The sequence below is a fragment of the Streptococcus sp. KHUD_011 genome (assembly GCF_046352925.1).
Classification (GTDB): domain Bacteria; phylum Bacillota; class Bacilli; order Lactobacillales; family Streptococcaceae; genus Streptococcus.
In genome coordinates, this window is the sequence record NZ_CP157578.1 from 1,857,578 (window position 1) to 1,882,719 (window position 25,142).

At 42.3% G+C, this 25,142-nt stretch carries 16 protein-coding genes; 2 read left to right on the forward strand and 14 right to left on the reverse strand.

Translation table 11 applies throughout. The features are described 5' to 3' along the window. Positions 1-124 precede the first annotated feature (124 nt). From ABKJ27_RS09060 to ABKJ27_RS09100, 9 genes are all read right to left on the reverse strand, one after another. Positions 125-6,016: a ZmpA/ZmpB/ZmpC family metallo-endopeptidase gene (locus ABKJ27_RS09060; protein ID WP_410011734.1), complete on the reverse strand. Its 5,892-nt coding sequence runs from the start codon at positions 6,014-6,016 to the stop codon at positions 125-127. A gap of 323 nt (positions 6,017-6,339) precedes the next feature. Then, the gene (locus tag ABKJ27_RS09065; RefSeq protein ID WP_410011735.1) at positions 6,340-7,536 is read right to left on the reverse strand and encodes a CAP domain-containing protein; all 1,197 of its coding nucleotides are present in this window, start codon (positions 7,534-7,536) and stop codon (positions 6,340-6,342) included. 137 nt (positions 7,537-7,673) lie between these two features. Further along, on the reverse strand, positions 7,674-8,711 hold the full coding sequence (locus ABKJ27_RS09070; protein ID WP_410011736.1) for an aldose epimerase family protein: 1,038 nt from the start codon (positions 8,709-8,711) through the stop codon (positions 7,674-7,676). 314 nt (positions 8,712-9,025) lie between these two features. After that, on the reverse strand, positions 9,026-10,192 hold the full coding sequence (locus tag ABKJ27_RS09075) for an SIS domain-containing protein (protein WP_410011737.1): 1,167 nt from the start codon (positions 10,190-10,192) through the stop codon (positions 9,026-9,028). A gap of 243 nt (positions 10,193-10,435) precedes the next feature. Further along, positions 10,436-10,840 (reverse strand): PTS sugar transporter subunit IIA, encoded by a 405-nt coding sequence (locus ABKJ27_RS09080; RefSeq protein ID WP_410011738.1) that lies wholly within the window; start codon positions 10,838-10,840, stop codon positions 10,436-10,438. A 3-nt stretch (positions 10,841-10,843) separates the two neighbouring features. After that, positions 10,844-11,665 carry a PTS system mannose/fructose/sorbose family transporter subunit IID gene (locus ABKJ27_RS09085; RefSeq protein WP_020902272.1) on the reverse strand — a complete coding sequence of 274 codons (822 nt, stop codon included), beginning with the start codon at positions 11,663-11,665 and terminating at the stop codon, positions 10,844-10,846. Beyond that, positions 11,652-12,557, reverse strand: coding sequence for a PTS mannose/fructose/sorbose/N-acetylgalactosamine transporter subunit IIC (locus ABKJ27_RS09090; RefSeq protein ID WP_203212719.1), 906 nt, complete (start codon positions 12,555-12,557; stop codon positions 11,652-11,654). The genes ABKJ27_RS09085 and ABKJ27_RS09090 overlap by 14 nt, the downstream gene beginning before the upstream one ends. A 26-nt stretch (positions 12,558-12,583) precedes the next feature. Continuing rightward, positions 12,584-13,060 carry a PTS sugar transporter subunit IIB gene (locus ABKJ27_RS09095; protein WP_000156970.1) on the reverse strand — a complete coding sequence of 159 codons (477 nt, stop codon included), beginning with the start codon at positions 13,058-13,060 and terminating at the stop codon, positions 12,584-12,586. Beyond that, the gene (locus ABKJ27_RS09100) at positions 13,057-14,844 is read right to left on the reverse strand and encodes a glycoside hydrolase family 35 protein (protein ID WP_410011739.1); all 1,788 of its coding nucleotides are present in this window, start codon (positions 14,842-14,844) and stop codon (positions 13,057-13,059) included. Before ABKJ27_RS09100 ends, ABKJ27_RS09095 begins: the two co-directional genes overlap by 4 nt. A 318-nt stretch (positions 14,845-15,162) precedes the next feature. Here ABKJ27_RS09100 and ABKJ27_RS09105 point away from each other — a divergent pair, with 318 nt between their 5' ends. After that, entirely contained in the window at positions 15,163-15,879 is a 717-nt protein-coding gene (locus tag ABKJ27_RS09105) for a GntR family transcriptional regulator (protein ID WP_001007193.1), read from the forward strand. Between the two features lie 312 nt (positions 15,880-16,191). Further along, a complete protein-coding gene (locus ABKJ27_RS09110; protein ID WP_410011740.1) occupies positions 16,192-20,217 on the forward strand; it encodes a family 20 glycosylhydrolase in 4,026 nt (1,341 codons plus the stop codon). A 178-nt stretch (positions 20,218-20,395) separates the two neighbouring features. On the opposite strand, the gene purB is transcribed toward ABKJ27_RS09110, so the two are convergent. The 5 genes from purB to purD all read right to left on the reverse strand — a co-directional run bounded on the left by purB (position 20,396) and on the right by purD (position 25,048). Beyond that, positions 20,396-21,694 carry an adenylosuccinate lyase gene (gene purB, locus ABKJ27_RS09115; protein ID WP_410011741.1) on the reverse strand — a complete coding sequence of 433 codons (1,299 nt, stop codon included), beginning with the start codon at positions 21,692-21,694 and terminating at the stop codon, positions 20,396-20,398. Positions 21,695-21,757: 63 nt separating this feature from the next. Continuing rightward, complete coding sequence (locus tag ABKJ27_RS09120; protein ID WP_000614686.1) at positions 21,758-21,985, reverse strand: hypothetical protein; 228 nt, start codon at positions 21,983-21,985, stop codon at positions 21,758-21,760. A gap of 9 nt (positions 21,986-21,994) precedes the next feature. Then, on the reverse strand, positions 21,995-23,086 hold the full coding sequence (gene purK / locus ABKJ27_RS09125) for a 5-(carboxyamino)imidazole ribonucleotide synthase (protein ID WP_000099071.1): 1,092 nt from the start codon (positions 23,084-23,086) through the stop codon (positions 21,995-21,997). Then, positions 23,073-23,561 carry a 5-(carboxyamino)imidazole ribonucleotide mutase gene (gene purE / locus ABKJ27_RS09130; RefSeq protein WP_410011742.1) on the reverse strand — a complete coding sequence of 163 codons (489 nt, stop codon included), beginning with the start codon at positions 23,559-23,561 and terminating at the stop codon, positions 23,073-23,075. Before purE ends, purK begins: the two co-directional genes overlap by 14 nt. A 224-nt stretch (positions 23,562-23,785) precedes the next feature. Beyond that, entirely contained in the window at positions 23,786-25,048 is a 1,263-nt protein-coding gene (gene purD, locus ABKJ27_RS09135; RefSeq protein WP_410011743.1) for a phosphoribosylamine--glycine ligase, read from the reverse strand. Between the last annotated feature and the right edge of the window lie 94 nt (positions 25,049-25,142).

Genomic DNA, 25,142 nt, shown 5'->3' on the forward strand with positions numbered 1-25,142 from the left:
CCGTTACAATGCTTGGGGATTTCCTAGCAAGTTCTCCCTCAAAAGGACTTTATGCTATTCTATCACAAAGACTGACCATCTGCAAGATAGACTGGCTTAGACAGGATAGCGTGGGGGAGTTTTCTTATTGTTTATAAATCGATTCTCTGAAATCATCTGTGCTACGTAGGTAGGCATTGTAGATTTTTTGTTTTAATAAGTGGACCCAACTTGCAGGAGCGTGGCTTGTCGTACGGTCAATGTTAGCCACATCTTTTGCCACTGCTTGATCGATGAGTTCTTGCATTTGAGCAGCTGAACGAATTGTAATCTCCTTGCTGCTGTTTGGTACACCAAGTTCATACTGAATAGTGATTGGTTTCAACTGGTCTTGCTTGCGAATACGTTTATTAAACATATCCTTCTTGAAATCAGCCCATGAACCATATTGGTTGGCAAAGACATTTTTCAAGACGAGACTATCAGTGATGAGTCCCACATCTTTTCCGTGCCAATCTGAATAGGTAATGTCCCCGTTTCGTTTAGCTTCTTCTGCATATTGGTTGGATACATATGGTAAGAACCCATCTTGATAACCTTTTTCTGCCAACAATTCGTAGGCTGTCTTTCTAAACATGATGTCACCAGGCGCACCCTTTGGATTACTGAGGGCAGCATAAATCGGTGAGAACATGCTGATCAGATGATAACCATTACGAGTATAGTCGCTCTTATCACGGTAAGCCCGACGGTTGATGATATCATTGTCAATCAAGGCATCCAGACTGGTTAGTTTACTTACTTCAGCATCTGTCAATGGACGAACAGAGTTTCCAGCATGAGTTTGTTTATGATACTTGTCCTCAATGTAGAAATTCTCTATTTTTCTAAACCATTTTTTCTTAACATCATTTGACTTAGTTAAAATGGCATTGGCTTCCATAGCATCCAAGGTGTACAAGACATCGTACATACCGTGCACATACTCTTGCAAGGCTGCGGCTGATGTGAAGCGGCTTGTCGGATCATAAGTATGCAAGCGAGTTGGTGAATCCTTATCCCCTTTATAGAGAGTATTCAAGACAATGGCATCCTTATCTAGGTTGTCAGCAGATTGCAACAGTCCTAAGGCATACAACTCTGCTCCCAATCCTTCACGACGACCTTTTCCTTCAAAGTAAATATGTCCGTCAGAATTATGAACCATTTCATGGGTATAGACAGATGTTCCGTACTTATCCAACAAGCGGTCGCTGACATAGTGAACCTCTGAACCGTTGGCATAAGCTCCAGCTCCTTTACTTTCCCCATACCACTTACCAGTTGGTCCAAAGAAGTTGTAGATAGAATCAATGGCCTTATCAGACAGGGTAGCCCAGTAATACTTGCTATTGCTATCTTTCATACCAAAGCCATCTGACACCATGACTGAACGGAAGAGTTTTTCTTTGTATTCTGGTGAAAGGAGATGGTACCAGATATCATAGTGGTCTCGTTGCCATTCAGCCGACTGGTCGACCTTAGCACGGACATACTGACGCAATTCCTCTCCTGACAAGACTGTATTATTGACACGGTCACGATAGCGTTCGTAGCCACCAAAGGCCAAGGTAGAAAGGTTTGAAATCACATAAACATCCTCTTCTGGCAATGTAAATAGCGGTAGGAGCATATTTTTTAATTTCCAACTTGGTGCCGTAATACGGTCATAGACTCCCAGCGTATACTTACTATCTGGTGTAGCTGACTCTTGTTTGGCACGCACTTCTGGAATTGCTGACTTACTCTCTACGATATAGGCCTTGGTATTTGTCTTCAACCATTCATTATTGGTTTTAGTTGGTAGGAAGAGTTTTCTGTAAGACTCTAGTAAATCAGTCACTGTCTTACGTCCTTTTGCAGGGGCCAGGGTTGTTTCATAGGCACTTATATTATTTGATGCCTTGAGATTTTCCATACCGCTCTGACCTAGGGCAATAATGGTATCCAAGGTTGAAGCTGTGCTATTGCCATCAAAGTCAAACTTATAGGTATTGAGATCCTTGGTATTGATGTGATCATAGTTGATATTGTACCAGCGATTGAGGTAGGTTAAACCAAGCAAGAAAGCTTCCTTGTTGTTTTTGATTTTTTCGCTAATGTAGGTTGCTATACTATCTCCCATCGTATTGATAGACTTGTCCATGGCTAGCACTTTACGGAGATGTTCACCGATATTGGCTTTAACTTTTTCAAATTCTTTGTCCAAATATAGCGGATCAAGTGAAGCATCTGCCTCAATGCCCAGAACTCTTCTCATAGCTGCTGAGTCATATTCGACCCCTTGCAAATCTGCTAGGACCTGATTGGTCACTTTCGTATAGTCAGATAAAAAGGCCTCTGGTGTAAAGATAAAGTTTTTACCTGCTACGCTGTACTCTGCAATTTGTGTATTTTTGAAATCTTCTTTGTAGGTGACATCCAGATAGCTGATTGTATTATCAGCAAAATGCAACATAAGCTTATTGATCGTTGCTTTATTGGCCTGAATATCTGTGATGATGTCATTGTCCTTCATTGGTACAACATCCAGCAGTTCTGTAGTATAGAGCTTATCAGTAGGATCTACTTGATTTCCATAGTGAACCACTAACTCTTTGTTGTAGAAAGGCATCAATTTCTCAATATTGTGATAAGCAACTTTTCGACTAGCTTGGCCTTGGCTTAACTGAGTATAGTCCACACTTCGTTGATTGTCCTTGAGTGTTTGACCTGTATCGTCTAGTGTCACTGTCATCCCATAAGACTGGACCTTTTCTCTAGCCTGGTCTTGGGTGATTGGGATCGCATAGAAATCGGCCTTCTTGTTCTCAACGGTAGTGCTAGCGTCTTTGATGTCCGCTCCCTTATATTGGTCTCCTGTGATGGCATAGCCATCTCCAGTATTGACCATGCTAACGACATGATGGATACGGCCATTTTGCCATGTAGAACCTGCTATACCTCCGACACGTGGATAGGTTGTCGTATTGAGGATGGTTCCACTTGCTAATGCATGAGAAACCAAAGCACCACTTTGAACTTTCCCTACAATACCTCCAGCAAATTGGTCATTGTTGCGGGCATTACTAGAAATATTTGCATCAACGGCTACCTTATCAATCTTAGCCTTATTACCAGATAGGAGCCCTGCTATACCTCCCACATAGTAAGGAGAAGTATCCGTATGCTTGGCCTGAATGCTACCTGTAAAGGAACTATTGCTTATCTCTGTATCTTGAGCCTTCGCTACCAAACCTGCCACTGACTTACTACCTGATAATTGACCTTCTACAGCTACATTACTAATCTGACTATTAGTAGCTACTTTTGCTAGGCTAGCTGTGTCTTCTTGACTCTTAATCGCTACCGCTTTAAGGTCAATATCTTTCACAGTAGCCTTGGTCAAGTTATCAAACAAGGCTGTCTTAAGATCATAAATCGCAAATGGCTGCCCATCACTCGCACCGATAAGATTACCAGTGAAAGTGCCTGTCACATAGCTGGTTTGTCCCTTAGCTAGGGCCACTTCATCAGCTGTCATATCAGCTCCAAGTCTAAAGGTTCCAGCGAGATTACCCTGCATGGCAGCAATCAGTTTCTTGAAGGAAGTATAGACACCGTCCTTGGCAATCTTTTGCTTATCAATTGTGAAGCTATAGTTATCCTTGTATGCTGAACCTTTCTCTTGAACCAGTTCATTGAAGGCAACGGTGACCTTGTATTTCCCATCCTCTGTTTCCTTAATAGAGCTAACTGGTAGCAGCATTTCCTTCATCTTGTCTGATTTGACTTTGACAAAATAAGGTGACAAATCGCTTGGTACTTCTGATAAGTTCAGATAACGACGGTAGTGACCATCTTCCTTACCATAGAGCCCCACTTCATCCACATCTTTGATTTCAATTTTCTTATAGTCTAACTGAAAATCTTTCGTTGATACTTCTGTACTTTCCTGATCAGATTGGCCTAGATTATAGGTCAGGTAAGTCTTCAGATTGTATGAGGTATAGTAGTCCAAGCCATCAATCGTTTGTTGGGCTGATGGATTTTTCAAGTTCACCTCTTTGACCAGTGTTCCATTTTGGTAAATTTGGGCCTTGGCCTTAACAAAAGCAGACGTTGGGTCATCTAAGTGATAGTTGACTGCTACTGCTTTTTTGCTCTCTTCTTTCACCAGATTAGTGATTTCAACTGTTGGTTTGGTTTTAACAAGACTACCAACCTTGACAATCTCTTTGGTTGGCTCTACTTCTGTACGTGAGATTTCCTTGCTAGCTTCTACCTTACCATCTACGAGATAATCTTCATACTCGATTGTTCGTAAACCGTCTTTTCCTTTCTGAGCAATTTCTCGGTGATTTTTTAAGATAGTCGCATCTTCGATTTCTTCAGTTTCATGAGGAATGGTTTCTGTTACTGTACGATGATTACTTGTCAAAGGCAGTTCAGGGAGAGCCTCTGCTACAGCAGCCTCACCTTCGTGGCCGGGCTCTTGCGTACCTTGGGTACTAATTGGAGCTGTGTAAGATGGCTGAACGAGTTGAACTAAGGCTTCACCCTCATGGCCGGGCTCTTGTGTACCTTGGGTGCTAACGGGTTCTGTATAAGACGGTTGTGCTGGTTGAAGCGGGGCCTCGCCCTCATGACCTGGTTCTTGGGTGCCTTGAGTGCTGATTGGATCTGTATAGGCTGGTTGTGCTGGTTGAACTAGGGCCTCACCCTCATGACCTGGCTCTTGCGTCCCTTGAGTGCTGATTGGGTCTGTGTAGACTGGTGGTGCTGGTTGAACGAGAGCCTCGCCCTCATGACCTGGCTCTTGCGTCCCTTGAGTACTGATTGGTTCTGTGTAGGCTGGTTGCACTGGTTGAATCAGAGCCTCACCCTCATGACCCGACTCTTGGGTCCCTTGAGTGCTGATTGGATCCGTATACGCTGGTTGCACTGGTTGAACTAGGGCCTCGCCCTCATGACCTGACTCTTGAGTTCCCTTTGCTTGAATGAGAGTTTCATTGTTTTCCTGCGGTTGGGGCTCTATAGGAGAAGGTGTCCCCCCTTGTTGTCCCTCTGTTCTTGGTCTAGTCGGAGCTGGCTGGACTGGATTTACCTGTTCTTGATTCCCACCAGTTTGGCTTGAATTTGTTGCAGGAGCTGTAGCCGGTTCTGGTTTTTGGTCTGCCTCCCCGCCTTTGACAACATTAGTATCCTTGCTTTCCTGACTCTGAGGAACTTTCGTTTGCTGACTAGTTTCCTCATTTTTAGAAGATGGAGCCGTAGCTGCTGAGATATCTACATTTTCTAAGTTAGACTTGCTGTCATTTGACTGCTTGACAAATTCAGTTCCCATCGTCGAATCTGCTGAATGAGTTGCAAGCACTTCTTGAGTTTGACTGTTTTCTGATTTAACTTCTTGATTTCCAGTAGATTCTGCTGGCTGGCTAGTTGTCGGTACAGAAAGAGTTGGTTTGTTTTCTACATATCCTAGATAAGTGTAACCAGGAATATCAACCGGAGCTGGCAAGGCATCTCCTGTCTGGACCGATAGTTGGGTATTATAAGCAGCTAGTGTCTCGCTCGTCAAAGCAAGAGCGGTTGGAGACAGCAACTGACTGCCTAGAGCGCTTACTAACAAGAATCGACTAATCTTGCTCTTGCCATCACGTCCCTTAAGAACTACTACAACCAATAAACTAAGACCTGCCACCAAGGCAACAGTTCCTAATGGAGAGCTAGTCCCCGTATTGGGCAATACTTGATTTGCTCGATAAACCAGATAGTAGGTAGCGTCTGTTTCTTCCGCTACTTGTGGTAGGGATGTAACCAAGAGACCCTTCTCTTCATCAGTCAAATCCGACTCTAAAACGTAAGTATAGTTAACGGTATGAGATTCTTGGGCAGATACAATCTGTAGGCCAGTTCCCATCAAAAAGAAACACGCAACAGCTACAGATACAAGGCCAACTGCCAATTTTCTTAATGAGAAATTCTGTCTTTCTTCTCCAGTAGTTTTGAAATTCATATTCCCCTCTTTTTACATTTTTAAATTAGTATATTAATTTATGGTAAAATATACAACTCCTCCCATTATACATCAATTTCAAAAAAGATTCTAGGGATAGATATACAATTGAATGGATAGGGAAAATCAAGTAACTAAGTAATTAACTGATTTGAAAGAAGCTAAGCCCTCCAACCACACTCATCTCAAAATTTTTAAGAAATAAACTGTCAACAAAAATAAAAATGAAGAGAAGCACTATTTCTTCTCTCCATCTTTAAAATTATAGTAACAAATATATGTTATCTAAAGTTGTGAAAGCAACTCCTTTAGTTTCTAGTTGCCTAGTTTACCCATTCACCATTTCCATTTACTTTATAACCGTCTGGTGTTGTTGTGCTGACTGCCAAAGCTCCAGAGCCATATGCATAGTACCAGTATTGGCCAACTTTAAACCAACCTGTCTTCATAATACCAGATTCATCAAGGTAGTACCAGACTCCATTTTCTTTGAGCCAGCCTGTCTTCATAGCTCCTGAGCTATCAAAGTAGAACCATCTATTTCCGTCTGTACCCCAGCCTGTAAACATAGCACCTGAGCTACTCAAGTAATACCAGCTACCATCTACTTTTACGAATCCAGTTTGCATGACACCTAGGTCATCCAAGTAGTACCATTTACCACCCGTTTTCACCCAGCCTGTCTTCAGATCACCAGACTCATAGAAATACCATTTTCCATCTGTTTTCACCCAACCAGATTGGTCTGAACTAGAAGTTCTAAATTCTTTCAGCGCTTTTTCAACTACGACTGCTTTATTTTTAACTGTTGACAAGTTAGATGAAGTCACTTCTGCATATTGAATAGCAGGACCGTAACTGCCTACCAACTCTTCTGAAGTAGCAGCATCACCAAAAGCCTGAGCAATCGTTACGGCATTATATGGGTTATTTGGGTTCTTAAAGGCAGCCATCCCCATATGTGTAAATTTAGGGCTAATCAAAGTCTGATAATGACCAGATCCACCATTTGTTGAACCACCTGATTTTTTCTTCACGTAGTCTGCTTTTTCAGCACGCCATTGTTCAAGAGCTTTTAGGAAACCATCATGGTTCCAACCCAAGTTTTCTCCAAGTACACTGTTTCCAGATGGGAAAGCACTCCAAATTTCTTTACCAGAAAGACGAGTATGATCCATAGTTACAGAAGCTTCTGCAGCTCTAGCAAAAGCTGCCTTTTCTAGGTCAGTCGACCATTTGATAGGGACATACTTATCTACCAAGCCTTCGTCAGCTGCCTCTTTACGGATAGCGTTGACGGCATCTAAGATAGCTTGTTGGTTTGGAGTCAAAAATTCTCCTTTTAATCCAACCAAAACATTGCCACTAGCAGGGTTAAGCACTTCTGAACTCAAGACATTTTCATTTTTACCATCAGCAGATTGTGTTGCCACCAATCTGTCATTCGCAAAAACATCATTTGTCAAAACTGCTCCAGCCAAAGTCAAAGCCAAGGCGCTAGCAAATACAATTTTCTTCATTTTTTTCTCCTTTTATCCTTTAGATAGGACAGGTATTTTCAATATTAAATTATATCATATTTTCCTATTCTTTGCCCATTTCTACTAATGTTATAAGGCAAATGCTATTCACCCCAAAAGTAGAAATTCCTATCCTCTTATTTCACAACAAGCTCATAACGTGTCTTACTGGTGAAGGTTTGCCCTGCTTTGAGAATGACTTGGTCTTTGAGGTCACTGTGAATGGCATCTGGTAGAGCTTGCGCTTCAAGGGCAATCCCATTGTGCTGCACCATTGGTTGACCTCCTATGATGACACTTTCATCCACAAAGTTTGCTGTGTAGACCACAAAACACGGAGCCTCTGTCTTGAAAAGCAAGAAGCGACCTGAGTTTTGGTCATAAAGGAAACCAGCATTGTCATGACTTGCAGGAAGGGCAAAGGGGTGGTCTAAACCAGACACCAGCTGAATTTGCTCATCTTCTTCTGCAAAGATATCCTTGAGCAAAGCACCATTGTAGATGTGTTTGACCACATCACGAATAGCGTCTGGAGTTTTGGCTGGAACACCGTCAGGAGCGATTGGATAAATGCCCTCAGTATTTAGTTGAAAGACATGGCGGTCAATCGTCTGCGTGAAATCACCAGACAAGTTGAAATAGCTGTGATTGGTTGGATTGACCAGCGTATCTTGATCGGTCGTTACCTTGTAGCTGATTTCGTAGGCACCAGTTTCTTCCAAATAGTAGCTAATCCAAATCTTGAGATTGCCAGGAAATCCGCCTGTCCCATCTGTACGCTCTGTGTAGAGGGTCAAGCCATGGTCGCTCACTTCAACTGGTTCAAACAAACTGGAATCCCAACCTGTTGAACCACTGTGGTTACAGTTGCTAGCATTGTTGACTTCAAGGTCATAGGTCTTGCCATTGAGCTCAAAAGTCGCACCTGCAATACGTCCTGCCACAGGACCTACGCTAGCTCCATGCTTGGGACTATTGCCTACATAGCTATCAAAGTCATCAAATCCCAAGATAACATTGGCAAAATTTCCAGCCTTGTCAGGTGTGACATAGCGCAAGATGGTCGCACCATAAGTCATAACCTCAAGCTGGTAGCCACCGTCCGTCTCAAAACGATAGGCCAAGACATCCTTGCCCCCAACATTTCCAAATACACGCTCTGTGTATGCTTTCATTCTGTTCTCCTTTTACTATTTCTCTCAAGCAAACAAACCATAGAAAGCCTACTGACAATCTATGGTTTATCTGATAATTTACAAATCCTCTTGTCAAGAATTCATAAACACTACCTTATACTCAATGAAAATCAAAGAGCAAACTAGGAAGCTAGCCGCAGGCTGCTCAAAGTACTGCTTTGAGGTTGCAGATAGAACTGACGAAGTCAGCTCAAAACACTGTTTTGAGGTTGCCGGATAAGACTGACGAAGTCAGTAACATATACCTACGGCAAGGCGACACTAGTATGGTTTAAAGAGGTTTTCGAAGAGTCTTACTTTTGATATTCGTGGATGATAACACCTTGTACCACACGGTTTACTGTACCTGTAGGAGACGGTGTATCTGGTTTATTTTCTACCTTGAGTGAAGTCAATAGGGCAAAGAGTTGGGCATAAACGATGTAAGGGAAGACACGGTAAATATCATTCAAGACACCGCCACAACCAAGGGCCACTTCTTTGACATTTGCAAGACCAAAGGCTTGATCACTCAAAAGCACAACACGGCGAGCAATCTGGTCACCAGCAACTTCACGAACCAAATCCAAGTCGTACTTGCGAGTGTAGTCTGTTGTTGTACCAAAGACCAAAACAACTGTATCTTCGTTGATAAGAGATTTTGGACCGTGACGGAAGCCAACTGGGCTTTCATACATAGTCGCAACTTGACCAGCAGTCAGTTCCAAAATCTTGAGCTGAGCTTCATGAGCAAGTCCAAAGAAAGGACCAGCGCCTAGATAGATGACACGGTTAAAGTCTAGGTCAACAAGTTCTTTGACATCTTCTGCATTGTCTAGAATTTTACGGGCAAGACTAGATACAACTTCAAAACGTTCAGACTTAACAGCAAATTCTGTAGGATCAAAGACTAAGAGAGCTGTCAACATCATAGACGTAAAGCTAGAGGTCATGGCAAAGCCAGCATCATTAGAAGCAGCTGGTTGCAAAAGCAAGAGATTGCGGTCATCTCCATGAGCTTGAAGAGCCAATTTCCCATCTGCAGCACAAGTAATCGTCACTTGATAAAGCTCATCCACCAAGGCTTTGGCCAATTCAACAGTCGCCACACTTTCAGGTGAGTTCCCACTACGAGCAAAAGATACAAGGACAGTTACCACATCTTTTTTCAAATAAGTTTCTGGATTGGCAACGATATCTGTTGTCGCAATAGCATTGAAATTCCATTTGCGTTCGTCATAGACTTCCTTAAAGTAAGGTACCAAGGTATCTCCCACATAAGCAGAAGTCCCAGCACCTGTCAAGATTACCTTGATATAGTCATGTTTATCAGCAATCCCTTGCAGGAAGGCTGCAATTTCTTCACGTTTTGCTTGATAAGATTCAAAAGCTTCTCTCCATACATCTGGTTGTTGGTAGATTTCACGTGTAGTGATTTCTGCACCCAATTCGAGCAAATCTTCTTTTGTATAATGTAGCATTGAGTTCCTCTTTTTCTATTAAATATGGGAATGGGAGTAAGCCCCATTCCCATGTATATTCTATATAAAATGCTCTAACGATTTTCACGTTGTCACATCGTATACTCAATGAAAATCAAAGAGCAAACTAGCCGCAGGCTGCTCAAAGCACTGCTTTGAGGTTGCAGATAGAACTGACGAAGTCAGTAACATCTATACGGCAAGGCGACGTTGACGTAGTTTGAATTTGATTTTCGAAGAGTATTATTCATCTTCGTCATCATCAAAGCCTGCTAACAGGTCATTGACTTTCACAATGCTTTCTGCAGCACGGTTCTTATAGTCCGCCTCTGCGCCTGTCAGGCTCGCATTGATAAATTCAATCACCATTGGAAGATTCATCCCTGCGTAAAGTTCGATATCACGACCTTCCATAATTAAACGGCTTACCACGTTACATGGTGTTCCACCGAGAAGATCCGCAAAGACTAGGAAATCATCCAAACCTTCAATAGCAGCTTCAAATTTTGCAGTAAATTCTTCTGGGCCATCTTCTGGAAGAAGAGCCACTGTGTAAATGTTGTCTTGTGGACCCATGATCATTTCAGTGCTACCTTTAAGTTCTTCACAGAAGCGACCATGACTCACCAAAATTAATGATTTAGCCATAGATTATGCGCCCATTCCAAGTAAGAATTTACCGATGAATGAAAGACCTAATGCAAGAGCAATGATGATACCAATTGCTTTTGTAGAAGTCATACCTTTCTTACCAAGCAACCAGAAGATAAAAGCAGTAAAGATTGCTGGAAGCAAGCGTGGGAAGATTGAGTTCAAGATGTCTTGGAAATCAATCATCTTTTCACCGATTGGCAATTTATAAGAAATTTCAAAGTTGATCATTGTGGCTACAAGAGCACCCATCATGAAGACACCAAGTACAGATGCAGCGTCAATCAAAGCTGTCAATGTACTTTGCATGTTGTTGATAAGGTTAACCCCTTCTTTATAGGCAAATTCCAACTGTTTCCAACGGAAGATGTCATACGCTACTGCAACTGCAATCCAAAGGAAGATACCCCAAGGTTGGCCAGCGATAGCCATAGTTGCTGCGATAGAACCCATGATAGCAGGTACAAGTGAACCAAAGATTGTATCCCCAAGAGGAGCGAATGGTCCCATCAAACCTGTCTTGATACCGTTAACGGCGTCTTTTGCACCCACACCATCTTTTTCTTCCATGGCAAGGTCAAAACCAGCGATAATGGTATGGAAGAATGGTGAAGTATTGAAGAATTGAGTATGAACTTTCATCATTTCTTTCAATTCAGGAGTGCCATCCCCATACATTTTACGCAACTGAGGCAGGATCATGTAAAGGTAACCAGAAGCTTGCATACGTTCGTAGTTCCAACCCAATTGGAAAGTAAACAAGCTACGTTTGTTGATTTGATTAAAATCTTCTTTTGTAAGTTTGTAATTAGAATTCGTCATCTTCGATTTCCCCACTTTCTGATGGTGTAGAAGGTGCTGCTACAGCTACTTTTTGGCTATTTTTGAAGTGAAGCACTGCAAGGAAGATACCTACGATAGAGATACCAATCATAGACAAACCTTTGAAGTTGTTCACGAAACCAATTTTTTCAGCAACATCTTTAGGTAGAGTACCGATAATACCTGCAACAGCGCCACCAAGACCTGTTACATATGAGTAAAGAACAGTCAACATAGCTGTCAAACCAAATCCCATAGCAAGGTAGTGAAGGTTACGTTTAACTGGAAGGTAACGAAGCAAGATTGCAAATCCAAGACCTGGAAGCATACGTCCTGCAAGTGTCAAGCCATCTGCAACCCATTTGTAGGCTTCAACGAAGTCTACCACTGATTGTACAAAGGCACCACCAAAGGCAAGCGCGAAGAAGACTGGAAGGGCACGAGATAGAGCCCATGGAATCGCACCAAGCAAGTAGTTGCGTTCGATACCTTTGTAATCAAAGCGGTCGATTGCAGCATCAATACGGTGTGCGAAGAAAGTAGTTGTCATACGTCCAAGAACGTCGAAGTATGTTAAAAGTGCTGCTACTGGTACAGCGATTGTTGTAATCGCAAGGTCTGTAGCGATTCCTTGTGAAACTGAGAATGCTGTTGCAAGAACCGCACCAGAAGTTGCGTCGATACGAGAAGCACCACCGAAGGTACCAACCCCAAGAACGAACAGTTGCAAGTTACCACCGATAAGCAGACCAGTAGTCACATCTCCCATAATCAAACCAGTAATGAAACCAGCAAATACAGGGGAACCTGCAGATGAAACGATCGTCAACTCATCACAGATTTGATAAGCTGAGTACAAAGTGAGAAGTAAAATTTGCCACCATTGTATCATAACAATGACCTCCTAAAAATTTTTTCCTATTTTAATAAGCTCAAAAAGTCTGAAATTGGATCATTTGGAACCATTTGAGCAGTAAGTTTAACACCTTTTTCTGCCAGTTTGTGGAAATCTTCCACATCCTTATCCACTACGTTGATAGAACGTGTGATGGCACGAGTTTCTGGTGTTTGAGACATATTCCCAACATTGAGGGTTTCCAGTGGTACACCTGCTTCGACCAAGCCAAGGAAGCGGTCTGGTTTACGAGCCACGATAAAGAGACGTTGGCTATCGTATTTTCCAGCAAGAATATTGGCTGCCGCTTTCTCAATTGGCAAAATACTCAATTTTACACCTGGTGGTGTCGCTAGTTTCAAACCACTCTTTTCAACGTCGTTGTTGACAACTTCGTCATCTACAACCATAATACGTGAAACATTTAGTTTTCCAGCCCAAAGATTGGCTACTTGTCCGTGGATCAAACGTCCATCGATACGGCATCCTACAATTGTCATAAGTTTTCCCCCTTTATGTGTTTTAGTGTAGGTTTACGAGTTAAATAAATCTCTTCTTTATATTCACCTTCTGTTTCAAAGATAATGATGCGGTTGGCACCTTCCTTAAGATAGCTATGAGGGATATAAAGCGAGAGGGTTGGGCCGACGTTCCAAAAACGTCCTAGATTCTGCCCATTGACAAAGGCAACTCCCTTACCAAACTCAGACAAGTCTAGGTAAGTATCTTTTGGCGCTTCGATTGTAAAATCATAAGCATAAAAGGCTGGTTGTCCTTCTGCCCATCCTTTTGAAAAATCAATTTTCTCAGGATTGTCTAGTGGGAGTGGATAGTGTTTCCAGTTTAGTAAGAAGTGTAAATCCTTACAAACCCCTGTCCGAATTCCCTTACGTTGCGTATCCGCTAAGAACTTGTGTCCATAGTTGACACGCCCCATATTTTCTACCAAGATATCTAACCTAGATAGCGCTTTCTTTTTACCTTGATAAAAAATATCTTCCCCAATCTCTGTCTGATATTGGGTTTCGACCCACTGACCATCGACATAAAGCTGAGCTCTATCTCGACCGTCAATGATACGAAGTCTTTCTTCTTCTGCATCCCAGTTTGTTTCTGTTCGATAGAGTAGATAGCCATAGCTTTGTCCCAACTCCTCCATCTTTTTAGGATAGAGGCTTTCTATCGGACTAGACAAGCTATCTAAGGTTTCAAACAAGGAAACTTTTTCTACTAGTGGAATGGCATCCAACTCCATACTCTCTTTGTAGAGTGGTTCCAACTGCGGATACTCTGGAAAATGTGTCGCCATCATCTTCTTGACTGCCAAATATTTGGCAGTTGGATTTCCTTCTTCATCCAGAAGGGCATCGTAATCATAAGATGTAACTTGTGGCAAATCTAAGGTTCCTCTAGCCGAGCAACCATTCATGAAACCAAAGTTTGTACCACCGTGGAACATGTATAGATTGATAGAGCCTTGTTCCAAAACCTCTCGAACTGCATCTGCCAACTCTTTTGGATCCCGTGTGATAATCGGTTCTTTCCAACGATTGAACCAGCCATCCCAGAACTCCATACACATGAGCGGCCATTTCTTGCCATGTTCATCAAAGAATTCCTGCATCTGTGAAAAGTTATAAGGTGCCTTAGAACCAAAGTTTCCTGTTACAAAGAGGTCATCTTCTATTAAGGTTCCAGCTTTCAGAGTAGCTCTCCATGGACCATCTGATGTAAAGAGAGGACAGGTTACGCCACGCTCTTCCATCAACTGTCGAATTGCTCTCAGATAAGCCTTATCTTCTCCATAAGAACCATACTCATTTTCAACCTGCATCATGAGGATATTGCCACCATTGTCCAACAAATGTGGAACCAACCGTGACAAGAGCTGGTCATAGTAGCGACCGACAGCTTCAATATAAGCAGGATCTGAGGAACGAAGTCTCATATTCTTTGTTAAGAGCCAGGCTGGTAAGCCACCGAATTCCCACTCCGCACAGATGAAGGGAGAGGGACGAACGATAGCGTAGAGACCCAAATCTTGTGCCGTCTCAAGAAATCCCTCCAAATCCAGAGCTCCTTCAAAGTGAAACTCACCCTCACGAGGCTCGTGTAAATTCCAGGCCACATAAGTCTCTACTGTATTAAAACCAAGAGCCTTCAAGTTATAGAGCGAATGATACCAATCTTCTGGAGGAACCCTAAAATAATGAATGGCGCCAGATAAAATCTTAAATGATTTTCCATCGAGATAAAAATCATCCCGTATCTCAAATCGTGTCATATTCTTACCTTCTGACAATAAAGTTTACGCTTTCATTTGTTGATATAGTAAATATATCTCAATATCTTACATTTGTCAATAGGTTTTCACAATTTTTTTCATTTTTCACTAAATTTTACACAAAAAACTTATAAAAATCTTGTAATTTATAGTCATAACAACATTTTAGTACCATGTATAAAAATGTAGATTTTTCTATTTATTCCTATGTAAATTAACCTTATAGCCTATTATTCTAATTTTTTTATTCAAAAGGCTACTATTCTTTCCAGTTTTATGGTAAAATCTTTAACGGAGAAGGAAAATCGAGGTGAAAATATGGCAATTCCAAAGTATCAATATATTAAAGATGAATTAAAGAACAAAATCATTTCTGGTCAATTTGCCAGTGGAGATAAATTCTACACTGAAGCTGAATTGATTGCAATGTATGATGTTAGTTCTATCACAGTTGTTCGCGCTTTAAACGACCTTGCCAAGGATGGCTATATTGTCCGTCAACAAGGAAAGGGTACATTCGTTTCACGCGCACGCAAACACAAACTCGTAGAGTTTTCAGATGTAGAAGTTTTTGAAACGAAAGATGATAAAGTTACCGTCCTTTCTATTGAGCGTGGAAACAAACTAAGCTACTTAGAAAAACTTGGACTACGCGGAGATCAGTTCTACTACAAGATTGAACGCGTTCGCGAAACGGGTGGTGTTGTGTACATCTACCATACATCTTATATCCCAGAACAATACATCAACGCAAATTATCCAAATCTTGAATATTATAGCTCTATCTATAACCGTTTCAAATTGGATTACCACATTCACATGAATGATGAACATTTTGAAGAAATCAATGAAATAGCATTTCCAACTCCAGAACATGCGGCTTCAATCCTCGGAGTCGATGAACAATTCCCAACCGTTTTACAAACCAAGACTACTAAACTAGAGTCTACTGGTCAAGTTCTTGCATACAGCGAAACATATAAACGCGCAGATTACTACAAAATCAAATTCATTTCATGTGACCGTGATCACTAAGAAGAAAGCCTAAGCCTTGCTTGGGCTTTTTCTATGCTTATTATACCATACCAAAAAGGTAGCGCTTACCTTTTATAGTAGATTCTATAGTTTGTAGAGTATTTTATAGAAATAGGGCTAAAAAATTTCTACTAAATATATATATGTTTCTTTTACAACCAATCTGAAATCTTAAGCTTAAATTTTATATTTTTTTATACTTATTATAGTTTTTTATCACCTCCTCTTGACTCTTATTAATATAAGAAATAAAATAAGGGTGTTGTTTTATGTAAACGCTATCAATATAAAATACAATCAGGAGGTTTTGCAATGAAACAAGAAAAACAACAACGTTTTTCCATTCGTAAATACGCTGTAGGAGCAGCTTCTGTTCTAATTGGATTTGCCTTCCAAGCACAGGCTGTTGCAGCCGATGGAGTTACTCCTACTACAGAAAACCAACCGACCATCCATACGGTTTCCGATTCCCCTCAACCATCCGAAAATCGGACTGAGGAAACACCTGAAGCAGAGCTTCAACCAGAAACTCCAAAAACTGTAGAAACAGAAACTCCAGCTACTGATAAGGTAGCTAGTCTTCCAAAAACAGAGGAAAAAACACAAGAGGAAGTTAGTTCAACTCCTAGTGATAAAGAAGAAGTGGTAACCCCAACTTCTGTTGAAAAAGAAGCTGCCGATAAAAAGGCAGAGGAAGCTAGCCCTAAAAAGAAAGAGCAGAAAGAGGCTAATTCTAAAGAGTCGGATACAGACAAGACTGATAAGTCAGAAGCTGACAAGGATAAACCAGCTAAAAAAGATGAAACGAAAGCAGAGGCTGACAAACCGGCAACAGAGGCAGGAAAGGAACGTGCTGCAACTGAAAATGAAAAATTAGCTAAACGAAAAATCGTTTCAATTGATGCCGGACGTAAATATTTCTCACCTGAGCAGCTCAAAGAAATTATCGACAAAGCGAAAGAATATGGTTACACAGATCTTCATCTCTTGGTAGGTAACGATGGCCTCCGTTTCATGTTGGACGATATGTCTATGAAAGTGGGCGATAAAACCTACTCTAGTGATGATGTCAAACGCGCCATTGAAAATGGAACAAATGCTTATTACGATGATCCAAATGGTAACCATCTCACTGAAAGTCAGATGACCGATTTGATTAATTATGCCAAAGATAAGGGAATTGGTGTGATTCCAACTGTCAATAGTCCTGGACATATGGATGCTATGCTCCATGCTATGAAAGAACTTGGCATTGAAAATCCTAACTTTGATTATTTTGGTAAAAAATCGGAACGAACTGTTGACTTAAATAATAAACAAGCAGTCGATTTCACAAAAACTCTGATTGACAAATACGCTAACTACTTCTCTAAGAAATCTGAAATCTTCAATATTGGACTAGATGAATATGCCAATGATGCGACAGATGCTAAAGGTTGGAGTGTGCTTCAAGCTGATAAATATTATCCAAATGAAGGTTACCCTGAAAAAGGATATGAAAAATTCATCTCTTACGCTAATGACCTCGCTCGTATTGTAAAATCTCACGGTCTCAAACCAATGGCCTTTAACGACGGTATCTACTACAATAGCGACACAAGCTTTGGTAGTTTTGACAAAGACATCATCGTTTCTATGTGGACTGGTGGTTGGGGGGGCTACGACGTTGCTTCTTCTAAACTACTAGCTGAAAAAGGTCACCAAATCCTTAATACCAATGATGCTTGGTACTACGTTCTTGGACGAAACGCTGATGGCCAAGGTTGGTACAATCTCGATCAGGGGCTCAATGGTATTAAAAACACACCAATCACTTCTGTACCAAAAACAGAGGGAGCTGATGTGCCAATCATCGGTGGTATGGTAGCTGCTTGGGCCGATACCCCATCTGCACGTTATTCACCATCTCGCCTCTTCAAACTCATGCGTCATTTTGCAAATGCCAACGCTGAATACTTCGCAGCCAACTATCAACCTGCAGAAAAAGCACTAGAAACTATACCAAAAGACTCTAACCGCTATACTGCTGAAAGTTTTGCTGCTGTCAAAGAAGCTGAAAAAGCCATCCGTTCACTCGATAGCAACCTCAGTCGTGCTCAACAAGATACGATTGATCAAGCAATCGCAACCCTTCAAGATGCTATTAAAAACTTGGCTTTAACTCCAGAAGCACAAAAAGAAGAGGATGCTAAACGCGAACTTGAAAAACTGAATAAGAATAAAGTCATTTCCATCGATGCAGGTCGCAAATACTTCTCTCTAGATCAACTCAAACGCATCGTAGACAAGGCGAGCGAGCTCGGCTACTCTGATGCCCACCTCCTTCTAGGAAATGATGGCCTTCGCTTCCTACTCGATGATATGACCATTACTGCCAACGGAAAAACCTATGCTAGTGATGACGTTAAAAAAGCTATTATCGAAGGAACTAAAGCTTACTACGACGATCCAAACGGTACTGCACTAACACAGGCAGAAGTGACAGAGCTAGCTAAATACGCTAAGGAAAAAGGTATTGGTCTGATACCAGCTATCAATAGTCCAGGACATATGGATGCTATGCTCGTTGCCATGGAAAAACTTGGCATCACGAATCCTCAAGCCAACTTTGATAAGGTCTCAAAAACAACCATGGACCTTGAAAATCAAGAAGCAGTTGGATTTACCAAAGCCCTTATCGGTAAGTATATGGATTACTTTGCTGATAAATCAAAGATATTCAACTATGGTACAGATGAATATGCCAATGATGCGACCAACGCCCAAGGTTGGTACTACCTCAAATGGTATGGACTCTATAACAAGTTCGCAGACTATTCTAACAGCCTTGCTGCTATGGCCAAAGAAAGAGGGCTACAACCAATGGCCTTCAACGATGGCTTCTACTACGAAGACAAGGACGATGTTCAGTTTGACAAAGATGTCTTGATTTCTTACTGGTCTAAAGGCTGGTGGGGCTACAACCTTGCATCACCTCAATATCTAGCAAGCAAGGGTTATAAGTTCTTGAATACCAACGGTGACTGGTACTACATTCTCGGCCAAAAACCAGAAGATGGTGGTGGTTTCCTCAAAAAAGCTATTGAGAATACTGGAAAAACACCATTCAATCAACTAGCTTCTACCAAATATCCTGAAGTAGATCTTCCAACAGTCGGAAGTATGCTTTCAATCTGGGCAGATAGACCAAGCGCTGAGTACAAGGAAGAGGAAATCTTTGAACTCATGACTGCCTTTGCAGACCACAACAAAGACTACTTCCGTGCTAATTATAATGCTCTCCGCGAAGAATTAGCTAAAATTCCTACAAACTTAGAAGGATATAGCACAGAAAGCCTAGCTGCACTCAAGGCAGCAAAAGATGGACTGAATCTTAACCTCAACCGCAGCAAACAAGCTGAACTAGACGCACTAGTAGGTAAGCTCAAGACCGCTCTTCAAGGCCTCAAACCAGCTGCAACTCATTCAGGAAGCCTAGATGAAAATGAACTAGCTGCTAACGTTGAAACCAAACCTGAACTAGTTGTGAAAACAGAAAGCATTCCGTTTAAAGTCATTCGAAAAGAAAATCCGAATCTCCCAGCAGGCCAAGAAAAAGTTGTTAAAGCTGGAGTTCTAGGTGAACGCACTTCTTACGTATCTGTTCTTACTGAAAATGGAAAGGCTAGTGAAACCGTTCTAGATAGTCAAGTAACCAAAGAACCTGTCGATCAAATTGTGGAATTCGGAGCACCAATTACACATGTCGGCGATGAGAATGGCCTTGCTCCAATCGCAGAAGAAAAACCTAGACTAGACATTCCTAAGGAAGAGCCTAGCCGAACAGAAACTCCTTTCAAAGTAGTTGTTGAAAGCGGGCCTAAGGCTGAATCTAACTCTGCTAACGGAATCACTCATCAATTAGCAGATAGCAAAAATAGTAAACCTGGATGGAAATTAATTGAAAGCAAATGGTATTACTATGATCATGCAGATAAAGTGAAGACTGGTTGGGTTAAAGACGGAGCATGGTACTACTTAGATGAGTCTGGTGTAATGAAAACTGGTTGGCAGAAAGTAAATGGTACATGGTATTATCTTGATAACTCAGGTGCTATGCAAACTGGTTGGATCGATCAAGGTGGATCATGGTACTATCTCAACGACTCAGGTGCCATGCAAACCGGCTGGGTCAACCAAGGAGACACATGGTATTATCTTGACAATTTAGGTACAATGAAAACTGGTTGGTTCCAAGTTGGAGATAAATGGTATTATTCATACCCTTCAGGAGCCTTAGCTGTCAACACAACAATTGATAGCTACGCTGTAAATGCCGACGGCGAATGGATTCAATAAGATAAAATGAAAGATTTATATCCAGAGACCTAATGAGAGCTGAGTATAAAACTCAATTTCAGAAGAAAAAGAAATAAATCTGTCCAAAATAAAATGCATATTATCAAGGTATGTCAACACCTGATAATATGCGTTTTTATGATTTTAAAGAGACTGGATACCCAGCCTCTTTTTTTAATTAATCACCCAGTCCAAGACGTTCAAAGATATCATTCACTCGTTTAGTGTAATAAACTGGGTTGAAAATTTCATCGATTTCTTCTTGTGTGAGGCGTGATGTCACTTCTGGATCTGCTTCAAGAAGTGGTTTAAAGTCTACTTGATTGTCCCAAGAGTAAGCTGTTTTTGGTTGCACCAGGTCATAGGCTTGCTCACGGGTCATGCCTTTTTCAATCAAGGTCAACATGGCACGTTGGCTAAAGATAAGACCAAACGTAGAGTTCATGTTGCGTATCATGTTTTCTGGGAAGACCGTCAAGTTCTTGACGATATTTCCAAAACGGTTGAGCATGTAGTCGATCAAAATAGTTGTATCTGGTGTGATGATGCGCTCAGCTGACGAGTGAGAAATATCACGTTCGTGCCAGAGTGCGACGTTTTCATAAGCTGTAATCATGTGACCACGGATAACACGCGCAAGACCTGTCATATTTTCAGAACCGATAGGGTTGCGTTTGTGAGGCATTGCAGATGAACCTTTTTGCCCTTTAGCAAAGAATTCTTCCACTTCACGTTGTTCAGACTTTTGCAAACCGCGAATCTCAGTCGCCATACGTTCGATAGAAGTCGCGATGCTGGCAAGAACTGCAAAGTACTCAGCATGAAGATCACGAGGAAGCACCTGTGTAGAGATTTCTTGGGCACGAATACCCAGTTTATCGCAGACATATTGCTCAACGAATGGTGGGATGTTGGCAAAGTTCCCAACCGCACCAGAAATCTTACCAGCTTCCACACCAGCAGCCGCATGCTCGAAACGCTCGATGTTGCGCTTCATTTCGCTGTACCAAGTCGCCAATTTCAGACCAAAGGTTGTAGGCTCAGCGTGCACACCGTGGGTACGCCCCATCATGATGGTAAACTTGTGCTCCTTAGCCTTATCAGCGATGATGTTGGTGAAGTTTTCAAGGTCACGACGGATGATGTCGTTGGCCTGCTTGTAAAGATAACCGTAGGCCGTATCCACCACGTCGGTAGAAGTCAAACCATAGTGGACCCACTTACGCTCTTCACCAAGCGTCTCAGAAACTGCACGCGTGAAAGCCACCACATCGTGACGCGTCTCCTGCTCAATCTCCAAAATACGGTCGATGTCAAAGTCCGCTTTTTCACGAATCAAAGCTACATCTTCCTTAGGGATTTCCCCCAACTCAGCCCATGCCTCGTCAGCCAAGATTTCCACCTCAAGCCAAGCACGGTATTTATTTTCTTCACTCCAAATATTCGCCATCTCAGGGCGAGAGTAACGGTCGATCATGTTGTTAATTTTTCCTTTCTTCTTAAACTGCTGGGAATAAGCTATCTAGGTAAAGCAAGATTTCTACTCAAACTCCTCTTTCCCAATAAACACAGATGGATAGTGTAGTAATTCATTGAGATCGGTATCCAATGGTAAATCATAAATTGCTAAATAGTTTTCAGGATATAGAGCAACTAGCTCTTCATATTTAGCCTTTACCTTTTCGTGATCACTACTAGCATACAAGACTTCAACGACTGCTCCAGTCTTATCCTTTTCAATAAATGCATTAACGATAATTTGTATCATAGACTTGTACTAAAAATCAATCCCTTTCCCAAATTCCTCCACCTCATCCGGCGCATCACTAAACAAAGTCACATGCCCCATCTTGCGGTTGTGCTTCGCTTCTATTTTACCATACATGTGGAGGTGGGCGCTTGGATTTTCTGTGACATATTTTTCAGCAGCATCGACATGTTGGCCGAGAACATTGAGCATGATAGCTGGGGCATGCAGTTTGATGGCTGGTAATGGTGCTCCGAGAACACCAAGAATATGAGTGTCAAATTGTGAAAAGTCGCAGGCTTCGATTGAGTAGTGTCCTGAATTGTGTGGACGCGGGGCAATCTCATTGACAATGATGTCATCAGCCGTCGCAAACATTTCCACACAGAGGGTTCCAGACAGGTTAAGCTGTTCAGCAATCTTCACTGCCATGGCTTTTGCTTTTTCAGCTAGACTTTCTGAAATACGGGCTGGCACAATGGTTTTTGAAAGAATGTTGTTTCGGTGGATATTTTCCTGAACTGGGAAAACCGTCACGTCCTTGCCATTTCCTGACACGATAACAGAAATTTCAAGGTCAAAGTTGACAAATTCTTCCAAGACACAGTCTGTTGAATCTGCTAGTGTATAGGCTTCTTCCAAGTCTGCTTCTGAGCGAATGACCTTTTGCCCATGCCCATCGTAGCCACCTGTCGCAGTCTTGAGAACATAGTTTTTCGACAAGTTGATATCTGCTAAGTCTTGGCTTGAAGTCACAACCTTGTAGGGTGCTACAGTGACTTGAGCCTTGTTTGAAAGAAAGTCCTTTTCAAAAATGCGATTTTGGGAAATGCGGAGCAGATCTGTCCCTTGAGGGAGTTGTCCATCCTTGATAACCGCATCCAAACCGTCAGCATCGACATTTTCAAACTCATAGGTGAGGACATCGCAACGCTCAGCCAACTGACGCAGAGCATCCACGTCATTATAAGGCGCCACGATGATTTCCGCCACGCAAGAGGCCGGGCAATCTGCCGCAGGATCCAGCGCTACAACCTTGTGCCCCATGTAGATAGCAGAGATAGCCATCATCTGACCCAGCTGGCCGCCACCGATAATTCCGATTGTTTTAGATGAGCTCATTTGTCGACTCCTCTGCGATTTTTCCTTGCTCCTCTGCGAAATCTGCCAGTGCTGTCGCGATAGACTGATCCTCTACTGATAGGAGACGAAGGGCGAAGAGAGCCGCATTGGTCGCACCTGCTTCACCGATAGCCATAGTTGCGACAGGCACTCCACCTGGCATCTGGACGATAGAGTAGAGCGAGTCCACACCACTAAGGGCACGCGATTTTACGGGCACACCAATGACTGGAAGGGTTGTTTTAGCTGCGACCATACCTGGCAAATGAGCTGCGCCACCTGCACCTGCGATGATGACCTTGATACCACGACTACGCGCTTCTTCGGCATGCTTGAACATAAGGTCTGGTGTACGGTGGGCAGAGACAACTTTCTTTTCGTAGGCTACACCGAAGCGGTCTAGGACTTCTGCTGTTTTTTGCATGGTTTCCCAGTCGGATTTTGAGCCCATGATGATGGAAATTACGGGTTTCATTTCTTCTCCTTTTTTAATAATCGTCTAATGTAGTGCGGACGTAAGCGACCGCCTAAGGCGTTCCATTACTAAAACTGGAGCCTAAGTCTCCAGTTTTCCGCTCCTAGTAGCTTTGCTACTAGGATTTCCACTACTGCGACGATTGTCCTATATTAGCTCGCTAACGCTCGCAAGTTATGCGACCATTATCGTATTTGGCGACTGCGTCGCTTTCTCTTATATCTTTATCGAATAGCCTTGCTTCCGATATCGGTTCGGTAGAAGAGCCCTTCTGTGTTTTGTTTGTCGAGTTGGCTGTAGATGGTGTTTTGGGCTTCTTTGACAGTATCTGCTGTGGTGACGAGCATATAGACACGTCCGCCGTTTGATAGCAGTGCTCTGCTATTTTCCGCAAACTTAGCCCCTGCATAATAGGTGATAATGTCACCTTCTGTCTTGGCTGGTAACTTGACACCTTTTTCATAGTCTAGCGGATAACCGTTAGATGCGACAACCACACCCAGAGTCACACCCTTGTCCGTCCAGGTGATGTTTGGCTCCTTGCCATCGAGGATATCCGTAATATTTTGGGCAAAATCAGAGGTTAATCGAGGTAGAATAATCTGAGTTTCAGGATCTCCAAAGCGAGCATTAAACTCGATAACCTTAGGTCCATCAGCTGTCAAGATAAGCCCTGCGTAAAGAACTCCCAGATATGGACGCCCTTCTTGGATCATGCCCTCTAGGACTGGCTTGACAATAGTCTCCACTGCTGTGTCAATCACGCTCTGTGGCAAGTGTGGAACTGGCGCATAGGCACCCATACCACCCGTGTTAGGCCCTTTGTCGCCATCATAGGCACGTTTGTGGTCCTGAGCCGTTGGCATGATGTAGAACTTATCACCATTGACAAAGGCAAAAAGTGAAAATTCCTCTCCGTCGAGGAATTCCTCAATAACCACACGCGCACCTGAGTCCCCAAATTTATTGTCCAAAAGCATCTCATGAGTGGTTTCGACTGCTTGCTCAACCGTCTCCGCAACAACGACACCTTTCCCAAGCGCCAAGCCATCCGCCTTGACTACGATAGGCGCACCCTGCTTTTCGATATAGGCCTTGGCTTCCTCGAAATCTGAGAACGTGCCATAGGCTGCTGTCGGAACGCCGTATTTGACCATGATTTCCTTGGCAAAATCCTTGGACCACTCCAGCTCAGCTGCCAATCTTGTCGGACCAAAGGCTTTGAGACCAGCTGCATGGAAATCATCCACGATACCAGTCGCAAGGGCATCATCTGGACCAATAAAGGTCCAAGCAATATCGTTGGTTTTTGCAAACTCAATCAATTTAGAATGTTCGGAAATAGAGATATTTACCAACTCCAAACCATCCAGAGTCATTCCGTCATTTCCAGGAGCTACAAAAACCTTTTCTACCTCTTTTGACTCAAGCAACTTCTTAGCAATCGCATGTTCACGACCACCAGAACCGACAACTAACAGCTTCATCTCTCAACCTCTTTTGCGAATTATTTACTAATATTATATCACAAACGTTCGTTTTAATCCTGTTTCGTTCTGTCTTTTAATCAAAAAAAGGAAA